This window comes from Rhizobium sullae, assembly GCF_025200715.1.
GTDB classification, from domain to species: domain Bacteria; phylum Pseudomonadota; class Alphaproteobacteria; order Rhizobiales; family Rhizobiaceae; genus Rhizobium; species Rhizobium sullae.
In genome coordinates this window covers 3,595,578-3,615,879 of sequence record NZ_CP104143.1, presented here as the reverse complement: position 1 = coordinate 3,615,879, position 20,302 = coordinate 3,595,578, and the positions used below count along the sequence as shown (strand labels likewise).

Annotated in this window: 13 protein-coding genes; 9 read left to right on the top strand and 4 right to left on the bottom strand. The window is 58.7% G+C overall.

The genetic code is table 11. The features are described 5' to 3' along the window. Window positions 1-8 precede the first annotated feature (8 nt). Window positions 9-1,919: a propionyl-CoA synthetase gene (locus N2599_RS18000; RefSeq protein ID WP_027512253.1), complete on the top strand. Its 1,911-nt coding sequence runs from the start codon at window positions 9-11 to the stop codon at window positions 1,917-1,919. Window positions 1,920-2,093: 174 nt separating this feature from the next. Then, the gene (locus N2599_RS17995) at window positions 2,094-2,999 is read left to right on the top strand and encodes a flagellin N-terminal helical domain-containing protein (protein ID WP_027512252.1); all 906 of its coding nucleotides are present in this window, start codon (window positions 2,094-2,096) and stop codon (window positions 2,997-2,999) included. A gap of 69 nt (window positions 3,000-3,068) precedes the next feature. Here N2599_RS17995 and N2599_RS17990 read toward each other — a convergent pair whose 3' ends face one another. Further along, complete coding sequence (locus N2599_RS17990) at window positions 3,069-3,770, bottom strand: DUF1013 domain-containing protein (protein ID WP_027512251.1); 702 nt, start codon at window positions 3,768-3,770, stop codon at window positions 3,069-3,071. Between the two features lie 230 nt (window positions 3,771-4,000). Between N2599_RS17990 and acs the strand changes: the two genes are divergently transcribed. Further along, on the top strand, window positions 4,001-5,956 hold the full coding sequence (gene acs, locus N2599_RS17985; protein WP_027512250.1) for an acetate--CoA ligase: 1,956 nt from the start codon (window positions 4,001-4,003) through the stop codon (window positions 5,954-5,956). A 227-nt stretch (window positions 5,957-6,183) separates the two neighbouring features. On the opposite strand, the gene N2599_RS17980 is transcribed toward acs, so the two are convergent. After that, window positions 6,184-6,408, bottom strand: a complete 225-nt coding sequence (locus tag N2599_RS17980; RefSeq protein WP_027512249.1) for a DUF1674 domain-containing protein — start codon at window positions 6,406-6,408, stop codon at window positions 6,184-6,186. Window positions 6,409-6,516: 108 nt separating this feature from the next. On the opposite strand from N2599_RS17980, the gene htpX reads away from it, so the two are divergent. From htpX to purH, 5 genes are all read left to right on the top strand, one after another. Then, entirely contained in the window at window positions 6,517-7,479 is a 963-nt protein-coding gene (htpX, locus tag N2599_RS17975; protein ID WP_027512248.1) for a zinc metalloprotease HtpX, read from the top strand. Beyond that, entirely contained in the window at window positions 7,470-8,855 is a 1,386-nt protein-coding gene (locus tag N2599_RS17970; RefSeq protein WP_027512247.1) for an RsmB/NOP family class I SAM-dependent RNA methyltransferase, read from the top strand. The genes htpX and N2599_RS17970 overlap by 10 nt, the downstream gene beginning before the upstream one ends. A gap of 366 nt (window positions 8,856-9,221) precedes the next feature. Continuing rightward, window positions 9,222-9,386, top strand: a complete 165-nt coding sequence (locus tag N2599_RS17965) for a hypothetical protein (RefSeq protein WP_156915325.1) — start codon at window positions 9,222-9,224, stop codon at window positions 9,384-9,386. Between the two features lie 123 nt (window positions 9,387-9,509). Beyond that, window positions 9,510-11,183, top strand: coding sequence for a heparinase II/III family protein (locus N2599_RS17960; RefSeq protein WP_027512245.1), 1,674 nt, complete (start codon window positions 9,510-9,512; stop codon window positions 11,181-11,183). Between the two features lie 97 nt (window positions 11,184-11,280). Then, window positions 11,281-12,897 (top strand): bifunctional phosphoribosylaminoimidazolecarboxamide formyltransferase/IMP cyclohydrolase, encoded by a 1,617-nt coding sequence (purH, locus tag N2599_RS17955; RefSeq protein ID WP_027512244.1) that lies wholly within the window; start codon window positions 11,281-11,283, stop codon window positions 12,895-12,897. A 35-nt stretch (window positions 12,898-12,932) separates the two neighbouring features. On the opposite strand, the gene N2599_RS17950 is transcribed toward purH, so the two are convergent. After that, window positions 12,933-14,333: an MFS transporter gene (locus N2599_RS17950; protein ID WP_027512243.1), complete on the bottom strand. Its 1,401-nt coding sequence runs from the start codon at window positions 14,331-14,333 to the stop codon at window positions 12,933-12,935. A 31-nt stretch (window positions 14,334-14,364) separates the two neighbouring features. Beyond that, complete coding sequence (locus N2599_RS17945; RefSeq protein WP_027512242.1) at window positions 14,365-19,146, bottom strand: NAD-glutamate dehydrogenase; 4,782 nt, start codon at window positions 19,144-19,146, stop codon at window positions 14,365-14,367. Window positions 19,147-19,421: 275 nt separating this feature from the next. On the opposite strand from N2599_RS17945, the gene pdxY reads away from it, so the two are divergent. Further along, window positions 19,422-20,300 carry a pyridoxal kinase PdxY gene (pdxY, locus tag N2599_RS17940; protein ID WP_027512241.1) on the top strand — a complete coding sequence of 293 codons (879 nt, stop codon included), beginning with the start codon at window positions 19,422-19,424 and terminating at the stop codon, window positions 20,298-20,300. Window positions 20,301-20,302 lie beyond the last annotated feature (2 nt).

Sequence of the window (20,302 nt, the reverse complement as noted above, 5' to 3'; positions counted from 1 at the left end):
AGGAGCAGATGCAGAGCAGCTATCATCAGGTTTATGCGAGCTGGAGGAGCGATCCGGAAGCATTCTGGCGCGAAGCTTCAAAAGCAATCGACTGGTTCACGGAACCGCAGCAGATCTTCTCGCCATCAGAGGGCGTTTATGGCCGCTGGTTCGCCGACGGTGAGACCAACACCTGTTACAATTGCCTGGACCGTCATGTATCGGCAGGCCGCGCCACCGAAACAGCGGTTATCTTCGACAGCGCCATGAGCGGCGCAAAGGCGCGTTTCACATATGCCGAAGTGCTCGCCGAAGTGCAGGCGATCGCGGCGACCCTTCAAGCATTCGGCGTCGGCAAAGGTGATCGTGTCATCATCTACATGCCGATGGTGCCGGAAGCCATTTTCTCCATGCTTGCCTGCGCTCGCATCGGTGCCGTCCATTCCGTCGTTTTTGGAGGGTTTGCAGCCAACGAACTTGCAGCCCGCATCGATGATTCCGGTGCAAAGCTTGTGGTCACTGCCAGTTGCGGATTGGAGCCCGGCCGTGTCGTTGCTTATAAGCCGCTTGTTGATCAGGCCATCGCTGCTGCGAAATCAAAGCCGGCCCATTGCCTTATTCTACAAAGGCCGCAACTGACGGCCGAACTTATGCCGGGCCGGGATCATGATTTCCAAGAAACCGTAGCGCTTCACCGCGGCAAGAACATTCCCTGTGTCACCGTCAAAGCAACCGACCCGCTTTATATCCTCTATACATCCGGAACCACCGGTCAGCCGAAGGGTGTCGTCCGTGACAATGGCGGGCATATGGTTGCGCTGCACTGGTCAATGGCAAATATCTACGGAATGAAACCCGGCGAAGTTTTCTGGACCGCGTCCGATATCGGCTGGGTCGTCGGTCATTCCTATATCGTCTATGCGCCCCTGCTTGCGGGCGTGACCACTGTGATCTTCGAAGGCAAACCCGTCGGCACGCCGGATGCCGGTGCTTTCTGGCGCGTGGTTTGCGAATACGATGTGCGCGTTCTCTTCACCGCGCCAACCGCCTTTCGTGCAATTCGCCGGGAAGATGCCGACGGTGAGTTTGTGCGTCGCTATTCGAAACCGCATTTTCGAGCACTCTTTCTTGCGGGCGAGCGGGCCGATCCCGAAACTCTCAAATGGGCGGAGAAGATGCTTGGTGTGCCTGTCATTGATCATTGGTGGCAGACGGAAAGCGGGTGGCCGATTGCCGCCAATCCACTTGGGCTTGATAAGCTGCCGGTAAAGCACGGCTCGCCATCGGTGCCGATGCCCGGCTATGATATCCAAGTGCTTGATGATGGCGGACATCAGGTCCCGCCCGGCACGCTCGGCAACATCGTCGCCAAGCTGCCCTTGCCGCCGGGCTGCCTGCCGACACTCTGGAATGCCGACGAGCGTTTTCGCTCGACTTATCTCGAGGAGTTTCCGGAATACTATAAGACAGCGGATGCCGGTTATGTCGATGACGACGGCTACCTCTTCATCATGTCGCGCACAGACGACATCATCAACTGTGCAGGCCATCGGCTGTCGACGGGAGCGATGGAAGAGGTCTGCGCAAGGCATCCGGACGTCGCGGAATGCGCTGTCGTCGGTATTGCAGACCCGGTCAAGGGACAGGTGCCGTGCGGCTTCCTCGTGCTCAAGAAGAACGTGACAAGGGAGAAGGCGACGATCGAAGCTGAAGTCGTCAAACTGATTCGCGACCAGATCGGTCCGGTGGCCGCATTCAAGACGGCGATCGCCGTCGAACGGTTGCCGAAGACCCGCTCCGGCAAGATCCTGCGCGGCACAATGCAGAAGATCGCGGACGGCGAACCATGGAAAATGCCTGCGACGATCGATGATCCGGCAATTCTGCATGAAATCGCGGATGCCCTGCGCAGCAAGGGTTTTGGCTCGCTTCCAATGTAGGAAGTTACCTATTTGGTAAGATTCGTTGACGAGTTGTAACCGGCGTTGACGAGTTGTTAACCATGTTTTCGCTAGGTTCGGCTTACGGACACCTGTTGCAGGTGAGCATGAAGCACCGCCGCTCCCGGCCTTGGCCGGAATGCCCTTTCACCCAAGCGAATTGGACAAAAAGCGATGTCAAGCATCCTAACGAACACTGCCGCAATGGCGGCACTGCAAACCCTTCGCGGCGTCAACCAGAGCCTCAAGGAAACCCAGGACCACGTTTCGTCCGGCCTGCGTGTCGGCAAGGCGGCTGATAATGCCGCTTACTGGTCGATCGCAACGACCATGCGTTCCGACAACAAGGCGCTCTCGGCCGTTTCTGACGCCCTCGGCCTCGGTGCTGCAAAGGTCGACACTGCCTATGCCGCGATGGACAGCGCCATCGACATTGTTTCTGAAATCAAGGCCAAGCTGGTTGCCGCCAGTGAAGCGGGCGTCGACAAGGCCAAGATTCAGGAAGAAATCGACCAGCTTCAGGAACAACTCCTGAGTATTGCTCAGTCTGCCTCCTTCTCCGGCGAGAACTGGGTTGCTGGCGAGGGTACGAAGAGCGTCGTTTCGACCTTTGTTCGTGACGGCTCGAACGCTGTATCCGTCAAACAGACTGAATATATCCTCGATGACAGCTCCGTCGGAAACGTCCTGTTCGGCATGAGCGGCGGTTTGATCGAGACCTCCACGGGCATTATCGGCACCTCGAACGGTACGATCGGTTCTGTCTATAAGATGGACATCACCAATTTCACGACTTCTGACGTCGGCCTTGCGCTGACGGCTGTCGAATCCGCTCTGAAGGCGATGACCAGCGCCGGTGCACAGCTGGGCTCCATCTCCACTCGCATCCAACTGCAGGAAGATTTCGTCTCGGCTCTAAGCGACTCGATTGACTCGGGCATCGGTCGTCTCATCGATGCGGATATGGAAGAAGAATCTTCCAAGTTGACTGCTCTTCAGACGCAGCAGCAGCTGGCCATTCAGTCCCTGTCGATTGCGAACTCGGCATCGCAGAACATCCTGTCGCTCTTCCGCAGCTAAACTCTGGACTAGCCGAAAACAAACGACCCGCCGGAGCGATCCGGCGGGTCGTTTGTTTATGCAGACATGTCAGAAACGATCGTCTTCGTCTTCATCCTTGGAGGAAGACTTCAACGACTTGAGCTTGGCGAAGACGGCATCGGCATCGATTTCGCGTTCTTCCTCGCGCTCGAAACTCGGGCTCATGCGCTCGGTTTCCTGGGCGGGCTGCAGCGTGGCGCCGAGTTCGGCAGCGGTCGGCAGCGGTCGACCCTTGGATGCCTTTTCCACTTCCATATCGAGATCGATCTGGCTGCAGAGGCCGAGCGTGACCGGATCCATCGGCGCCAGGTTGGCCGAGTTCCAATGGGTGCGTTCGCGGATCTGTTCGATCGTCGATTTGGTCGTGCCGACGAGGCGCGAAATCTGCGCGTCTTTCAGCTCCGGATGATTGCGAACAAGCCAGAGGATGGCGTTCGGGCGGTCCTGACGCTTGGAAACAGGTGTGTAACGCGGGCCGCGTCGCTTGGATTCGGGAACGCGAACCTTCGGCTCCGAGAGCTTCAGTTTGTGGTTCGGGTTTGCTTCGGCGCGGGCGATTTCGTCGCGCGAAAGCTGTCCCGTTGAGATCGGATCCAGGCCCTTGATGCCCTGCGCTGCCTCGCCGTCGGCAATTGCTTTCACCTCGAGCGGATGCAGCTTGCAGAACTGGGCGATCTGATCGAAAGACAGGGCCGTATTGTCGACGAGCCAGATGGCGGTCGCCTTCGGCATGAGCAGTTGTTGAGCCATGGATATAGTCCTTCTGTCGTCCACGACGGTGTCGCGGTCCGTGGATATCACCATAATATCCGGGAAATATGGCGCTATATAACTGTAGTGACGCAGAATTGCAATTGATCAGGAATGAAATGACCTTTGTCTAATTGCCGGGTGCTTTTGACCTGCTATGAATGCCATGAAGCGTTCCGGCGATCGCCTTGCGCAGTTAGCCGCCGGTGCCCGTGTTGAGGAGGAGTCACATGTCGGAAAAGATCTATCCGGTTACGAAACCGGTGAAGAGCCATGCCCTAATCGATAAGGCCAAGTACGAGAAATGGTACGAGGAGAGCATCGAGAACCCGGATAAGTTCTGGGGCAAGCACGGCAAGCGGATTGACTGGTTCAAGCCTTATAAGAAGGTCAAGAATACGTCCTTTACCGGCAAGGTGTCGATCAAGTGGTTCGAAGACGGCCAGACGAACGTTTCCTATAACTGTATCGACCGCCACCTGAAAACGCACGGAAACCAGGTTGCCATCATCTTCGAAGGCGACAACCCTTATATCGACAAGAAGATCACCTACAACGAACTCTACGAGCATGTCTGCCGCATGGCGAACGTGTTGAAGAAGCACGGCGTCAAGAAGGGTGACCGCGTCACCATCTATATGCCGATGATACCCGAAGCGGCCTTTGCCATGCTCGCCTGCGCCCGCATCGGTGCCGTGCATTCTGTCGTCTTCGGCGGGTTCTCGCCGGAAGCGCTTGCTGGACGTATCGTCGACTGCGAATCGACATTCGTCATCACCTGCGACGAGGGCGTGCGCGGCGGCAAGCCGGTGCCGTTGAAGGACAATGCCGATACCGCGATCCACATCGCGGCCCGCCAGCATGTGACGGTCAGCAAGGTCCTCGTCGTGCGCCGGACCGGCGGCAAGACCGGCTGGGCTCACGGCCGCGATCTCTGGTACCATCAGGAAGCGGCAACGGTGAAGGCCGAGTGCCCGCCTGTGAAGATGAAGGCGGAGGATCCACTTTTCATCCTCTATACCTCGGGTTCAACCGGCAAGCCTAAAGGTGTATTACACACGACGGCCGGATATCTCGTTTACGCGTCGATGACGCATGAATACGTCTTCGACTACCACCATGGCGATATCTATTGGTGCACGGCTGATGTCGGCTGGGTGACCGGCCATTCCTACATTGTCTACGGTCCGCTGGCGAATTGCGCGACGACCCTGATGTTCGAAGGTGTACCGAACTTTCCGGACCAGGGCCGCTTCTGGGAGATCATCGACAAGCACAAGGTCAACATCTTCTACACTGCTCCGACAGCGCTCCGTTCGTTGATGGGTGCCGGCGACCATTTCGTGACCCGCTCCTCCCGCTCGTCCTTGCGCCTGCTCGGGACGGTCGGCGAGCCGATCAACCCGGAAGCCTGGGAGTGGTACCATCATGTCGTCGGCGATGGCCGTTGCCCGATCGTCGATACCTGGTGGCAGACCGAGACCGGCGGCATCCTGATTACGCCGCTGCCTGGTGCGATCGACCTGAAGCCGGGTTCAGCGACCGTACCGTTCTTCGGCGTGAAGCCGCAACTGGTCGACAATGAAGGCAAGGTGCTGGAAGGCACTGCTGATGGCAATCTCTGCATTACCGACAGTTGGCCTGGCCAGATGCGCACGGTCTATGGCGACCATGAGCGGTTCATCCAGACATATTTCTCCACGTATAAGGGCAAGTATTTCACCGGGGACGGCTGCCGCCGCGATGAGGACGGTTATTACTGGATCACCGGCCGCGTCGACGACGTGCTGAATGTTTCCGGTCACCGCCTCGGTACCGCCGAGGTAGAATCCGCGCTCGTTTCGCACAATCTGGTTTCGGAAGCCGCCGTCGTTGGCTACCCACATTCAATCAAGGGACAGGGCATCTATTGCTACGTCACGCTGATGGCCGGCCACGAAGGATCCGATGAGTTGCGCCAGCAGTTGGTGAAGCATGTTCGCGCGGAAATCGGCCCGATCGCATCTCCGGATAAGATCCAGTTTGCGCCTGGACTGCCGAAGACCCGTTCCGGAAAGATCATGCGCCGTATCTTGCGCAAGATTGCCGAAGACGATTTCGGCTCGCTTGGGGATACGTCCACGCTTGCCGATCCGGCAGTAGTCGAGGACCTCATCGCCAACAGGCAGAACAAGGTAACCGCCTGAAATCAAAGCGGCACCCGGAAAATCGGGAGCCGCTTTTCAGTTCGCGAAGGCAGAGATGGCGCGCGGCTTGCGTTTGCCGTCCTATTCACGGGCAGCGGCGACGGGCCTTCGATTTCGTCACTAGCCAACCCAACCCTGCGCCGGGAGCGTGAATAGCGCCATCAGGAGAATCGCGAGCACTTTTGCGATGAAGGAATAAATTCCGATCTGAGGAAGAGAATATTTATTTAAAAATCGATGGCGCGGCCGTTGATTTCATAGTCGCCGAACCTTGCGGGCTCGGCTCCTCCTCGTCCGCCGATCTCCGGCGGCAGCTTCAGAGGTTTCTGGATCCTGCGGCGTTCCTCGGCTTCGGCAAGCGCGCGTTTTGCGGCGGGTGACAGAACCTTGCGAGGCGGTTCTGCCCCTTCTACCACAGTGTTGTCTATATTATCGTTGTCCGCTGGCTGCAATTGCGTCTCCCGCCGGAAATATTGAAAATGGCTGGCGAATGACCAAATCATAGTGCGCTGGCGGCTCGATTAAAACCCTTTTGCCGCAGACGGGAGATGGAGACCTCGATGAACCTCGTTCGCACTGCCATGTTGCTTGCCTTCATGACGGCCTTGTTCATGTTTGTCGGATTCCTGATCGGCGGTCGCGGCGGGATGATGATTGCCTTCCTGATTGCTGCAGGCATGAATTTCTTTTCCTACTGGAATTCGGACCGCATGGTGCTCTCGGCTTACCGGGCGCAGCAGGTCGATGAGCGAAACGCGCCGGAATTCTTCCGCATCGTACGCGATCTTGCACGAAATGCCGGCTTGCCCATGCCGAAGGTCTATCTTTACGACAGTCCGCAGCCAAATGCCTTTGCTACCGGCCGCAATCCGGAGAATGCTGCCGTCGCGGCCTCGACGGGGCTGCTCAGCGCGCTCTCGCCGGAAGAGGTGGCGGGTGTGATGGCGCATGAACTGGCGCATATCCAGAACCGCGACACACTAACGATGACGATCACGGCGACGCTCGCTGGCGCGATCTCCATGCTTGGCAACTTCGCCTTCTTCTTTGGCGGCAGCCGCGAGAATAACAGTAATCCGTTCGGCTTCGTGGGCGTGCTTCTGGCGATGATTGTAGCGCCGCTTGCCGCTATGCTGGTGCAGATGGCAATCAGCCGGACGCGTGAATATTCCGCTGACCGGCGCGGCGCCGAAATCTGCGGCGACCCGCTCTGGCTTGCGTCCGCGCTCGGCAAGATTGCCCGGGGTGCCGCGCATATCCCGAATTATGATGCCGAGCGCAATCCCGCGACGGCGCATATGTTCATCATCAATCCTCTCTCCGGGGAACGGATGGATAATCTGTTTTCGACGCATCCAAATACGGAAAACCGTATTGCGGCACTTCAGGAAATGGCAGGGAGCGGTATGAATGGCTCGACGGCAACGGTTCGTACTGCTAATCCGTCGCGCAAGTCGCGCTCGGTTCCGAATACGGGTATTGGCCGCGGTGGTTCTCAACCGCCAAAAGGTCCCTGGTCTTGAATTCAGACGGCAGAAATAAGCCATTCCATAAGAAGAAGCCACCTGCAGAGCGTCCGGCCGCAAAGCCGGGTCTGCAGGCGCGAGCGGCCGCAGCGAAGATTCTCGCTGCCGTCATCGACCGCAAACTGCCGTTAGATGGTGCGTTGGATCATGAACACGGAAACCCGGCATATAAGGCTCTTGGGGAAGGAGACCGTGCGCTGGTTCGGGCCATCCTGAACACCGCGCTGCGTTACCTGCCCCGCATCGACGGGGCGATTGCCTCTTTACTGGATTCACCGTTGCCGGAAGGCGCGCGTGCACTTCATCATGTGCTTGTGGTTGGAGCAGCGCAGATCCTCTATCTCGACGTTCCCGATCATTCGGCTGTCGATCTTGCCGTCGAGCAGGCAAATCAGGATCCCCGCAATCGCCGCTTTGCAAAGCTGGTGAATGCGATCCTACGACGTCTTAGCCGTGAGAAGGAACAGGTACTCGAAGATGCCGCGAAGATTTCGCCGATGCCGGCATGGTTTATCGAACGGCTTAAACAGGCCTATGGGAAAGAGGCCGCCGCGGCGATCGCCCAATCCCAGCTCGAGCCGGCTGCAATTGATCTTACCGTGAAATCCGATGCAGCCGGCTGGGCGGCTAGGCTGAATGGGAAAGTCCTGCCGACAGGCGGCGTGCGTCTTGCGGCCTTTGACGGCGCGATTCCCTCCCTTGAAGGTTTCGATCAGGGCGAATGGTGGGTGCAGGACGCCGCGGCAAGCATTCCGGCCAAGCTCTTTGGCGACCTGTCCGGCAAACGTGTCGCCGATCTCTGCGCCGCACCTGGCGGCAAGACGGCACAGCTCATTCTCGCCGGAGGTAACGTCACTGCGATCGATCAATCCGAAAGCCGTCTGAAGCGCCTGCGCGCGAATCTCGAGCGCCTTGCCCTCGATGCGGAAACGCTTGCGACAGACCTTCTGAAGTTTGAGCCGGCAGAGCCGTTTGACGCTATCCTGCTCGATGCGCCCTGCTCCTCGACGGGTACGACGCGCCGTCATCCGGATGTTCTCTGGACGAAGGGTCCGGAGGACATTGCAAGGCTCGCCGGCCTGCAGGAACGGCTGCTTCGCCATGCGCTGACGCTCCTGAGGCCTGGCGGCACGCTTGTTTTTTCAAATTGCTCGCTGGATCCCGTCGAGGGAGAGGACGTTGTCAGCCGCATTTTGGTGGACACGCCGACCATCGAGCGCGTCCGGATCGACGCTGCTCGATGGCCCGGATTGGAAATGGCGATCACTCCGCTTGGCGAATTCCGGACGACCCCTGCCATGCTGCGCATGCACGAAACGGTCGCTTCGGGGCTTGACGGTTTTTACGCCGCAGTGTTGCGGCGTGTTGCTTGATTGTATCCAGGCGAGATCGGGACTGCCCTTCAGCCCTCGCCCGAGATGGAAATACGTGTCTCGGTCGTAAATGAAGAGGCTCCGGAGAGGTTCCGGCAGGCCGCCAGCCCCGTGACTAACGAAACCCAGCGGCAGTTTCCCGAGGCCGTACGACGGCCCTGTTCCCACGCCATACCCTGCGTCGGTTGTAACGTTTCTGCAAAACGCTACAACGTTTCCGGCTGGCTCGACGTCCGCCTCTAGTGTCTCCGGACGGTCCCTCTACGACATCCCACGTTGGTCCCTATCCCCTCGCCGGTTATACTGTTTTTGAGAAACAGTTTAACGCCGGAGATGGGGCGGCGACAGGGACAGGAGCTGGGACTGATGGGACAGACCGCTGAAGAGGACCTGCAACCGATCCGCTCCCTCGGTGGCGACCAGGCCGCCGTCGATGCGGCCATCGCCCGCAACATACTCCACGAAGAACTCGGGCAATTCGAGGGTCGCTCACGGTCTACAATCTCGACGACGCCACTCGGGATCGCCTGATCGCTCATGCGAGGCAGGAGTACGTCTTTTCTATATTTCGTTTTGCAAATTAATGCAGTCTTACCGCTGAAACCGGCCCTTATTCACCTATTCTTAATCATGAGGGTCAATAGACAATAGAATATGCAGTCCGGCCGGCGGTTTTCGAGTTTGTATGTTCGGGAGGCTTGGCGCCGCGTGTTGCGGCGCATTGCGCTGCTGCGTCTGCGCCTTTTCCGCCAAACGATCCAAGTGCCCGAGCGGCTTATCGTCGCGCCGACCGATCTTCGTGCAATTGATTCTCACATAGCCGATGAGATCATGAATGGCCGTTTCGCTTTGGCGGGCCGCCTGCTGGAGACGAACGGCAAACCGCCCTTCGGCTTTACGCTTCCATCACGCGCCTTTGCCAACCGCCTGCATGGTTTCGGCTGGCTTCGTCATATGCGGGCCAATAAGAGCGACCGGGTTTCGGCCGTCGCCCGGGCGATCGTCGACAACTGGCTCTCGTTGCATGCTGGCCGCATGGAAGGCATTGCCTGGGAAATCGATGTCACTTCGCAGCGGGTGATCGCCTGGCTCTCGCATTCGCCGGTTGTGCTGCAGAATGCCGATCGTGGCTTTTATCGCCGTTTCTTGAAATCTTTGGCGTTTCAGGTTCGCTATCTGCGGCGCATGGCTGCTTTCGCACCTCCGGGGGAAGTTCTCTTCCGTCTGCGGATCGCCCTCGCCATGGCTTCGATCGCGATGCCAGCGCGGCAAGGTGTGCTGCGCAAGGCCGCCCAGGCGCTGGATAATGAATTCGATAGCCAGATTCTGCCCGACGGCGGGCATATATCCCGCAATCCACGGGCAGGCCTCGAGCTGCTTCTCGATCTCCTGCCGCTCCGCCAGACCTATGTGAATCTCGGTCACGACCTGCCGCAGAAGCTTATTTCCGGCATTGATCGCATGTATCCGGCACTGCGCTTTTTCCGGCACCAGAATGGCGATCTCGCGCTCTTCAACGGTGCAACATCGACGCTTGCCAACGAGCTGATGTCGGTTCTGCGTTATGACGAAACGGCGGGCCTGCCTTTCAAGGCAATGCCGCATTCGCGATATCAACGTCTCATGGCGGGAAATACCGTTTTGATCGCCGATACCGGCCCGCCGGCAGTGGGCCTCCTTTCGCGCACGGCGCATGCGGGCTGCCTTTCCTTTGAAATGTCGTCAGGCCGTCATCGCTTTATCGTCAACTCCGGTTCGCCGAAATTCGCCGGTCGCCGCTATGTGCAGATGGCGCGCACGACTGCGACGCATTCGACGGTGACGCTGAACGACACCTCATCCAGCCGTTTCTCGACCTCGGAATTTCTCGGTCATATCATGTCGGACTCGGTGAGGACCGTTAGCGTCGAGCGCGCCGAAACAGAAGACGGACGCGATGGCATCAAGGTCAGTCACGACGGCTATCTAAAGAATTTCGGCGTGCTCCATGAGCGCGAACTGACACTGAATGCTGCAGGCTCCATCGTCACTGGCCGTGATCGGCTGGTGCGGCAGGGCGAGCGCGTCAGCGACGAGCCCCTTCGTGCGGCAGCGCGCTTCCATATCCATCCGGCCATCAATGCGAAGCAGAGTGACCGCGAGTCCGTGTTGCTGACAGCGCCGGATGGCGAGAGCTGGCTCTTCTCGTCGCCGGGGAACGAAGTTCTGATCACTGAAGATATCTTTTTTGCTGACGCCTCCGGTATCTGCGGTTCCGACCAGATCGAGATCGACTTCGTTTTCGCCGAAAAGCCGGAAATTCGCTGGTTTTTGTCCCGCAAGAGCTAGTCGCTGTTTGCGCAGCGGCAGAGCTCGTGCTAACGCGGCGCCATTACCCTATACGTCCCTTGCCGGATGTCTCCTGAAGCCCGAACGGAGAAGGTTCATGGCCGTCACTTCCAAGAAAATCCCCGCCCCCGATAAGGTCAAAGTCAAAACCGCGCTGCTCTCCGTCTCCGACAAGGCGGGTATTGTCGAGCTTGCCCGCGCGCTTTCCGAGACGGGCGTACGCCTGCTTTCGACAGGCGGGACACACAAGGCCATTGCCGCCGCGGGGCTGGCGGTCACTGACGTTTCGCAGGTTACCGGCTTTCCGGAAATCATGGACGGTCGTGTGAAGACGCTGCACCCGAAGGTTCACGGTGGTCTCCTGGCAATCCGCGATGATGCTGAACATCAGGAAGCCATGAAGCTGCATGGCATCGAAGGTATCGATCTTGCCGTCATAAACCTCTATCCATTCGAAGACGTACGTGCTGCCGGCGGCGATTATCCGACGACAGTGGAGAATATCGATATCGGCGGTCCGGCAATGATCCGGGCCTCCGCCAAAAACCATGCTTACGTGACGATCCTGACCGATCCCGCGGACTATCCGGAACTGCTCGAACAGCTTTCGGCCGATGCCGGCCAGACAAGCTATGCGTTCCGCCAGCGTATGGCAGCCAAGGCCTATGCCCGCACGGCTGCCTATGACGGGATGATTTCCAACTGGTTCGCCGAAGCGCTCTCCATCGATACGCCGCGCCATCGGGTGATCGGCGGCGTTCTGAAGGAAGAGATGCGCTACGGCGAAAATCCACATCAGAAAGCGGCCTTCTATGTCACCGGCGAGAAGCGCCCCGGCGTTTCGACGGCGACGCTGCTGCAGGGTAAGCAGCTCTCTTATAACAATATCAACGATACTGATGCGGCCTACGAGCTCGTCGCTGAATTCCTGCCTGAAAAGGCACCCGCCTGTGCCATCATCAAGCATGCCAACCCCTGTGGCGTCGCAACGGGGCCGAGCCTTGTCGAAGCCTACAAGCGGGCGCTCGCCTGCGATTCCGTTTCTGCGTTCGGCGGCATTATCGCGCTTAACAGCACCCTTGATGCAGAGACGGCGGAGGAGATCATCAAGCTCTTCACCGAAGTGATCATCGCTCCGGACGTAACCGAAGAAGCCAAGGCGATCGTTGCGAAGAAACCTAACCTGCGCCTGCTTTCTGTCGGTGGTCTGCCCGATCCGCGTGCCGCTGGCCTGACAGCGAAAACGGTCTCCGGCGGGCTGCTGGTCCAGAGCCGTGACAACGGCATGATCGAGGATCTGGAGCTCAAGGTCGTCACCAAGCGCGCGCCGACGGCACAGGAACTGGAAGACATGAAATTTGCCTTCAAGGTCGGCAAGCACGTGAAATCGAATGCCGTCGTCTACGCCAAGGATGGCCAGACGGCCGGCATTGGCGCCGGCCAGATGAGCCGCGTCGATTCCGCCCGCATTGCCGCACTGAAAGCCGAGGAAGCCGCAAAGGCGCTCGGTTTACCCGCCCCGATGACACGCGGTTCTGCTGTTGCTTCGGAAGCCTTCCTGCCCTTTGCCGACGGCCTTCTGTCGATGATTGCTGCGGGTGCGACGGCAGTCATCCAGCCGGGTGGCTCGATGCGCGACCAAGAGGTGATTGACGCTGCCAACGAGCACGACGTCGCAATGGTATTCACCGGCATGCGCCATTTCCGCCATTGAGCTGACAGGACCCCGGCGCTCAGCCAGGGTTCAATTCAATCTTGCTTCCTGTCGGCCGGATAAGGTGTTGCGATGAGCAGGATCAATCCGCCTGCGAGGAAAAGGAGCAGCGTCGCCATGCCGAGACGCGCTGATCCGCTGGCGTAGGTCATCAGGGAGAAGAGGAGCGTTGCCATAAAGCTTGTGGCGCGGCCGGACAGCGCATAGATGCCAAAATAGCGCCCCGCCTCCTCCAGGCTGACGCTGCGCGCCAGATAAGAGCGCGACGAGGCTTGTACAGGACCGAAGGCGACGCCGATCAGCAGCCCGTACAGAATATAGGCCTTCTCCGCCGTCGTGCCGAAAAGCCCGCCGGCGTCCGCCGTTGACATCGGCAGCAGGCCGAAGAGCGTATAGCCCGGCCCCGTCGAAATGATCCCGAGCGTTGCGAGCAGCAGCAGCGTCAGGCTGATCAGGATCGTTGCCTTTGATCCGATGCGGTGATCAACGCGTCCGGCGATGACGCAGCCGAAAATCGCGACGACGTTGAGGATGATCCCATAAAGTCCGATTTCGATCGTCGCCCAACCGAACATGCCGGCGGCAAAGGTGCCGCCAAGGATCAGCAGCCCGTTGACGCCATCCTGATAGATCATTCGAGCAATCAGGAATTTCAGGATACCTCTTCGGAGCTTCAGCTCGTCGATCGTGTTCCCGAGCTGTCTGAAGCCTGAACGTACGGCAGCAGCGAACGGCAGCCCCTTCGCCGCATCCGGCGTGAAGAGGAACATCGGAATGATGAAGATGAGATACCAGACGGCGGAGATCGGGCCGGTAATGCGCGCATCCTCGCCGGTATGCGGATCAAGCCCGAACAACGGGTTGAGCCCGAACAGCGTCGTTCCCGTTTCCAGGCTCCCCGCAAGCAGCCCGACAACAGCGATCAGCACGATCATGCCGCCGAGGTAACCAAGTCCCCAGGCTGTGTTGGACAGCCTGCCAACCTCGTCTTTGCTCACAAGGCGTGGCATCATGGAATCATTGAAGACGATCGAGAATTCGGCAGCGATCGAGGCCAGGATCATGAACATCACCGGGTAGATAACCGGCGAGCCGGGTGCTGCAAACCAGAGACCGAAGAGGCTCGCAATTTTGATGACCGCAAAACAGGCTATCCAGGGTTTGCGGGCACCGGATTGATCAGCGATGGAGCCGAGGATTGGAGAGAGCAGGGCGATGATCACCGAAGAGATCGTCGCCGTGTTGCTCCACATCGCCTGTGCCGAAACCGGATCAGCCGTCAGGCGCGCGACGAAGTAGGGTCCGAAAATGAACGTGGTTACGACTGTGAAAAACGGCTGCGCCGCCCAATCGAAGAGCATCCAGCTCCAGATGCCCTTTTCCGACGCCTTTTGCGGCGCCGGCGTTCCCGTTCCGGTCCAGTCTATTCTGCTCACGCGTACACTCCCGCTTTCGCGGCGGACTGTGTCATCTCGCCCGGTCGCGCGCAAGATCGGTCAAAAGACCTGCGGCCACCGTGATGCGCGCAAGAGTTGGATCGCCGCTATCGCTGAGGTTTGACAGTTCTTCGGCGATGCGGTTGATCCTGATGCGATCGACTGCATGCCACGCCTGAACCGGCAGCTTTTCCTTGCCATGGTCGGACAGCGCCGAGATGACGATATCGCGGCGGGCGCTGGCAATTTGGTCGATGCTGCGCGCCAGCGCCAGGTTTTCATAATGATCCGAGGTGAGAATGCGGGCGCCGGCGGCCAGGAGCCTTCCGACGCGGAAGGTCTGCGATACGGCAAAATAGCTTTCGGCGGCACGTCCGAGTGCCTCGCCTGTACGTTCGGCTATCTGCATGATCTCCGGCACCAGCGCAAAGCTCGGCAGCCCGGCAATGTCAGCAGCTAATCTTTCCGGCAGCCCGGCATCGCGATACTCCACGGCGCGCGCTTCGAACTCTGCAGGGGCCTGCGCCGCGAAGGAGGGCTTCAATTTCTTCAATGCAGTTTGAAGCCGGCTAATGGTCTCAGCCACGCCGCCTTTTGCCATGCCGGTCTTCAGAAGCAAGCGAGTGAGGACGGTGAAGCTGTGGCCGATCTCTTCATAGACACGGTTCTGCATCTGGCCGGAAATCTTGCCGTCTAGCGCATCGGTCTCGGTCCAAAGCCTGGTCAGGTCGAAGCCATCGCGGGCGATAATTGCGGCACGGACGACTTCCGGCGCTGACGCGGCTGTCGCATCCATCATGCTCACTACAAAGCCTGGGCCGCCACGATTGATTGCCTCATTGGCAAGCAACGTCGCGATGATCTCGCGTTTCAGCCGGTGGGTTGCGATATCGGAGGCATTGGTTTTCTGCATCTTAGCCGGGAAGTAGTTTGAAAGGGTCGCCGCGAAATAAGTGTCGTCTGGAAGATCGCTGGCGGCAACGGCATCGAAAAGCACGATCTTGGCGTAAGAGAGCAACACGGCGATTTCCGGCCGCGTGAGCGGCTTGCCGGCAGCATAGCGCTCTGCAAGCGTTGCCTCATCGGGAAGCGTTTCCACTTTCCGGTTGAGCTGCTTGGCGCCTTCCAGCACGCTCATGAAGCGCGCAAGCTCAAGGCCATTGGCGGTTCCCTTACGTTCGGTCAGCGAAATCGCCAGTGATTGCAAATAGTTGTTGCGCAGAACGAGAGCCGCCACTTCGTCTGTCATCGACGAAAGCAGCTGATCGCGTTTTGCCCGTGTGAGCCGGCCGTCATGCATCGCCTTGGCGAGCGCGATCTTGATATTCACCTCGACATCCGAGGTGTTGACGCCCGCCGAATTGTCAATCGCATCGGAATTGCTTCGTCCGCCTTTCAGGCCATAAGCGATGCGGCCCTTTTGCGTGACGCCGAGGTTGGCGCCTTCGCCGATCACCTTCGCCCGCACCTCATCAGCCGTGATGCGGATCGGATCGTTCGAACGATCGCCCACTTCCGTATCGGTTTCCGACTGCGCCTTCACATAGGTGCCGATGCCGCCGAACCAGAGGAGATCTACCGGGCTCTTCAAGATTGCTGTGATGATCTCGAAGGGGGTTGCCACCGCCTTGTCGATGCCGATTGCCGCAACTGCTTCCGGGGTCAGCGTGACAGATTTCGACGCGCGTGAAATGATCATCGCGCCATTGGAAAGAACCGACTTGTCGAAGTCCTGCCAACTTGAACGGGGCAGGTTGAATAGCCGCTGCCGTTCGGCGAGCGTCTTTTCCATATCCGGATCGGGATCGATGAAGATATCACGATGGTCGAAAGCGGAAATGAGCTTGATCTTCGGGGAGAGCAGCATGCCGTTGCCGAAGACGTCGCCGGACATATCGCCGACACCGGCCACCGTAAATGGCGTCGTCTGGATGTCTATATCCATCTCGCGGAAATGACGCTTTACGGTTTCCCAGGCGCCGCGTGCGGTGATGCCCATTTTCTTGTGGTCGTAGCCGGCCGAGCCGCCTGACGCGAAGGCATCGTCGAGCCAGAAGCCCGCTTCCTGCGCCAACGCGTTGGCCGTGTCGGAGAAGGTTGCCGTTCCCTTGTCGGCGGCGACGACAAAATAGGGATCATCGCCATCAAGCCGCACCGTATTTGCCGGCGGCACGATATCAGTGCCGGAAATGTTGTCTGTGATCGAAAGCAGGGTGCGAATATAGGTCTTATAGGCTTCGCGGCCGGCACTGAAGATTTCATCGCGGCTGCCGCCTGCGGGCAGTCTCTTTGGATAGAAGCCGCCCTTGGCGCCGACCGGAACGATGACGGCGTTCTTCACTTGTTGCGCCTTTACGAGGCCAAGAACTTCCGTGCGATAGTCTTCGGCGCGATCCGACCAGCGCAGACCGCCGCGGGCAACCTTGCCAAAACGCAGATGCACGCCCTCGACTTCGACCCCGTAGACGAAGATTTCCCGGAAGGGCTTGGGGTCCGGCAGGCCGTCGACGAGATGCGGATCGAGCTTGAAGGCAAGCATCGCCTTCGGCGAGCCTTCGGCAGTGCGCTGGAAATAGTTGGTCCGCAGCGTCGCATCGACGACGTTGATGTAGCGGCGCAAGATACGGTCATCGTCAAGGCTCGGCACATTGGCGAGCGCCACCTCGATCGATCGATGCAGATCGGCGAGCTTTTTCATGCGCGCCTTTTCGCTAAGCTGCGGATCGAGTGCATCATAAAAGAGCCGGAAGATCGAAGCGGCGATCTCTGGGTATTTGTCGAGGGTCGTTGCGATGTAATCCTGCGAATAGGCGATACCCGCCTGGCGAAGATAACGCGCATAGGCCCGCAGGACATTCGTCTCGCGCGCGGAAAGCCCAGCCGAAAGGATCAGCCGGTTGAAACTGTCATTATCAATCGTGCCGTCGAAAGCGGAAACGAAGGCTTCTTCCAACGGGGCACCATAACGGCTGAGGTCAATTTCAGCGCCGCTGCGGGCTTCGAGTTCCATATCATGCAGCACGACGACGTTGACCGAGCCGTCGGCGGCTGGAACTTCGATGTCGAAAGTCCGCTCGCTCAGCACGTTGAAACCGAGATTTTCGAGAAGTGGCACGCGGCGTGAGAGTGGAAGCTGCTCGCCAGCATGGAAAATCTTGAGTGAGAAGATCCGGCCGCGTTCTGCATCATTGCGGTAATAGAATGCGATGCGTATCGGCTCGCCGGAGGCGCAATCGGTAATGTCCGGGAGATCGGTAACCGTTTCCTCCGGGGTGAAGGAATCCTGGAAGGCGTTGCTGACGCCGATCTTCGGCGCCTTTGGCCCCGCCAACGCTTCAAAGCGATCGTCCCAGCGGGCGGTAATGGCACGGATCGCTTCCTCGAGCTTCGGTTGCGGGATGCGCGGCGTTTTGCCACCGGACCGGCCGATGATGAAGTGTACGCGCGCAACCCGCCCTTCCGGGAAAGCCGGATAATAGGCGGAAACCCGGCCATCGTAGACAGTCTTCAAATAGGTGCCGATCTTTTCCCGAACGATGGAGTCGTATTCCTCACGCGGCACATAGACGATGACCGAGACGAAACGGTCGAAATGATCGATGCGCGGCAGAACGCGGACACGCGGGCGCTCAACAAGATCATTGATCTGTTCAGCGAAATTCGCGAGCAGCGTCGTGTCGATCTGGAAAAGATCGTCGCGCGGATAGGATTCCAAGGTGTTTTCCAGCATTCGGCCCGAATGGCTCATGGGATCGAAACCGAAATGATCTTTCACTTTGGCAACTTTGGAACGGATGAGCGGAATTTCCGACGCGGGGGACGTATAGGCCGTCGAGGTAAAAAGGCCGACGATACGCAGCTCGCCGGTGACGTTGCCATCCTTGTCGAATCGCTTCACGCCGACATAGTCCATATAGGCGCGGCGGTGGACGACTGATTTCCCATTCGCCTTGGTGACGATCAGAAAGTCCGGGCCGTCCAGGAAGGCCAGGATTTCCGGCGTCGTCGTTACGGCATCCTTGCCGGTGCGCAGCACCAATACATCTGGATTGGAAAGAATGCCGAGACCGGCGCCCTTGTGACGCTCGACTTTGACAGCATCGCCACCCTTGCCGGAATAGACATATTCGCGCATGCCGAGAAAGGTAAAGTTCTCGTCGCGCAGCCAGGCCAGGAAAGCCAGTGCCTCGTCGCGGTCGGCCTTCTTGCGGCCGGCATTGTAGCTGCCCAATTCGGCAATTACCGTGTCGAGCTTGGAGAGCATGGGTTTCCAGTCGGAAACGGCTTGGCGGACCTGCTCCAGCACGATCATGATGCGCTTCCGGAGGTCGCCGGATTGTGTCGCGGTCAACGGCGAAATGTGAAGTTGGATGTGGCTGACGCGTTTTGCCGGATCGCTCGGTTCCTCGGCGGAATAAAGTACCGGCGCCTTTCCATGCTCAACCACCAGGATTGGATGCACTGCCATGTAGAGATCGCGATAGGTACTCGTGACCTCGCTCATGACCGACTCGTAAAGGAACGGCATATTACGATCGGTAACCGTCAGGACCGAGACTGCAACGCCATCGGGTTCGACACCGGCCAGCGTTTCGATCGTAACGCGCGGAACCTTGCCGTCCCAGGTCGAGAGCTCCTTAGCAGAATGAACGGCGGAAAGCGCCAGCATCTCCGGCGTGTAGCGATCGAGGTCGTCGCCGCTCGCCCGGCCGAAGAGGATTTCCGGATCGAGATACTGTTCTTTGGTTGCAGCAGCGATCTTCTTCGCGCTTTCGATCAGCTTCTCCCGTCGCGGATTGTTTTTGGCAGCCATTGAAGACATTCCCCCGATTTGTGTGATTTGCCGCAAGTTAGCAGAAGAATTATCGAAAAAATCTCTAAAAGATGCCCCACTGAGGCAGTTTTTGTGCGTCTTTGACCCGGCTTCGGCAAAATTCCGAAAGATTCTCGATGAAAGGATGGGTCTTACGCACAGGCTGCCTACGCTTTACTGGCTCGTCGAGATTTCCACGCATCGATGAAGAATGGTTGACAGCTGCGCGGCAAAAAGACGATCAACAGCGCATCGAATTCGGGGTTTAAATCGTCATGCCGGATAATGGTGCTGCAGGAACGGTGATCGTCATCTCCAGCCATGTCATTCGCGGTTCGGTCGGCAATCGCGCCGCCGTCTTCGCGCTTGAGACGCTCGGCCATCAGGTCTGGGCGCTGCCGACGATCGTTCTGCCCTGGCATCCCGGTCATGGCCGTTCGACCCGGCTCACTTTTGCGGAAGCCGATTTTGATGCTGCCATCGACGATCTCATCCGTGCACCGTGGGTTGGAGAAGTGAAGGCGGTTTTGTCTGGCTATTTCGGAAACGCTGCTCAGGCTCGTTCCGTTGCCCGCCTGGTCAGCGCATTACGTGAAAAAAGTCCGGAGCTGCTTTACGTCTGCGATCCGGTGATGGGGGATCTGGGGGGCCTCTATGTGCCCGAAGCGACGGCGAAGGCGATCCGCGACTACCTGATTCCGCTTGCTTCTCTGGCAACGCCCAACCGCTATGAATTGGCCTGGATGGTTGGCGCAGCGTTGGAGGACAACACAGCCGTCATGGAAGCTGCTTTGTCACTCGGCCCCTCACGCATGCTTGTCACTTCCGCTGTTGCGATGATGGCCGGCGGCACCGGAAATCTCTATCTCTCCGGCCGCCATGCCCTGCTTGCCGAGCATCGCGTTATCGACAATGCGCCGAATGGACTGGGCGACCTGCTGGCGGCTGTCTTCCTCTCACGGCTCCTTTCCGGGATGGACGACGAAAAAGCGTTGCAGCTTGCAACAGCCAGCGTCTATGAAGCGCTGGCGCGCGCGGTCAAGCGCGGCAGCGACGAGCTTACGCTCGCAAGCGACGCATCAAGCCTCTCGACGCCGATGGCCATGGTGCAGATGCGCCGCCTCATACACCCCGCCCAGAGGCGGAAAAGTTAGCC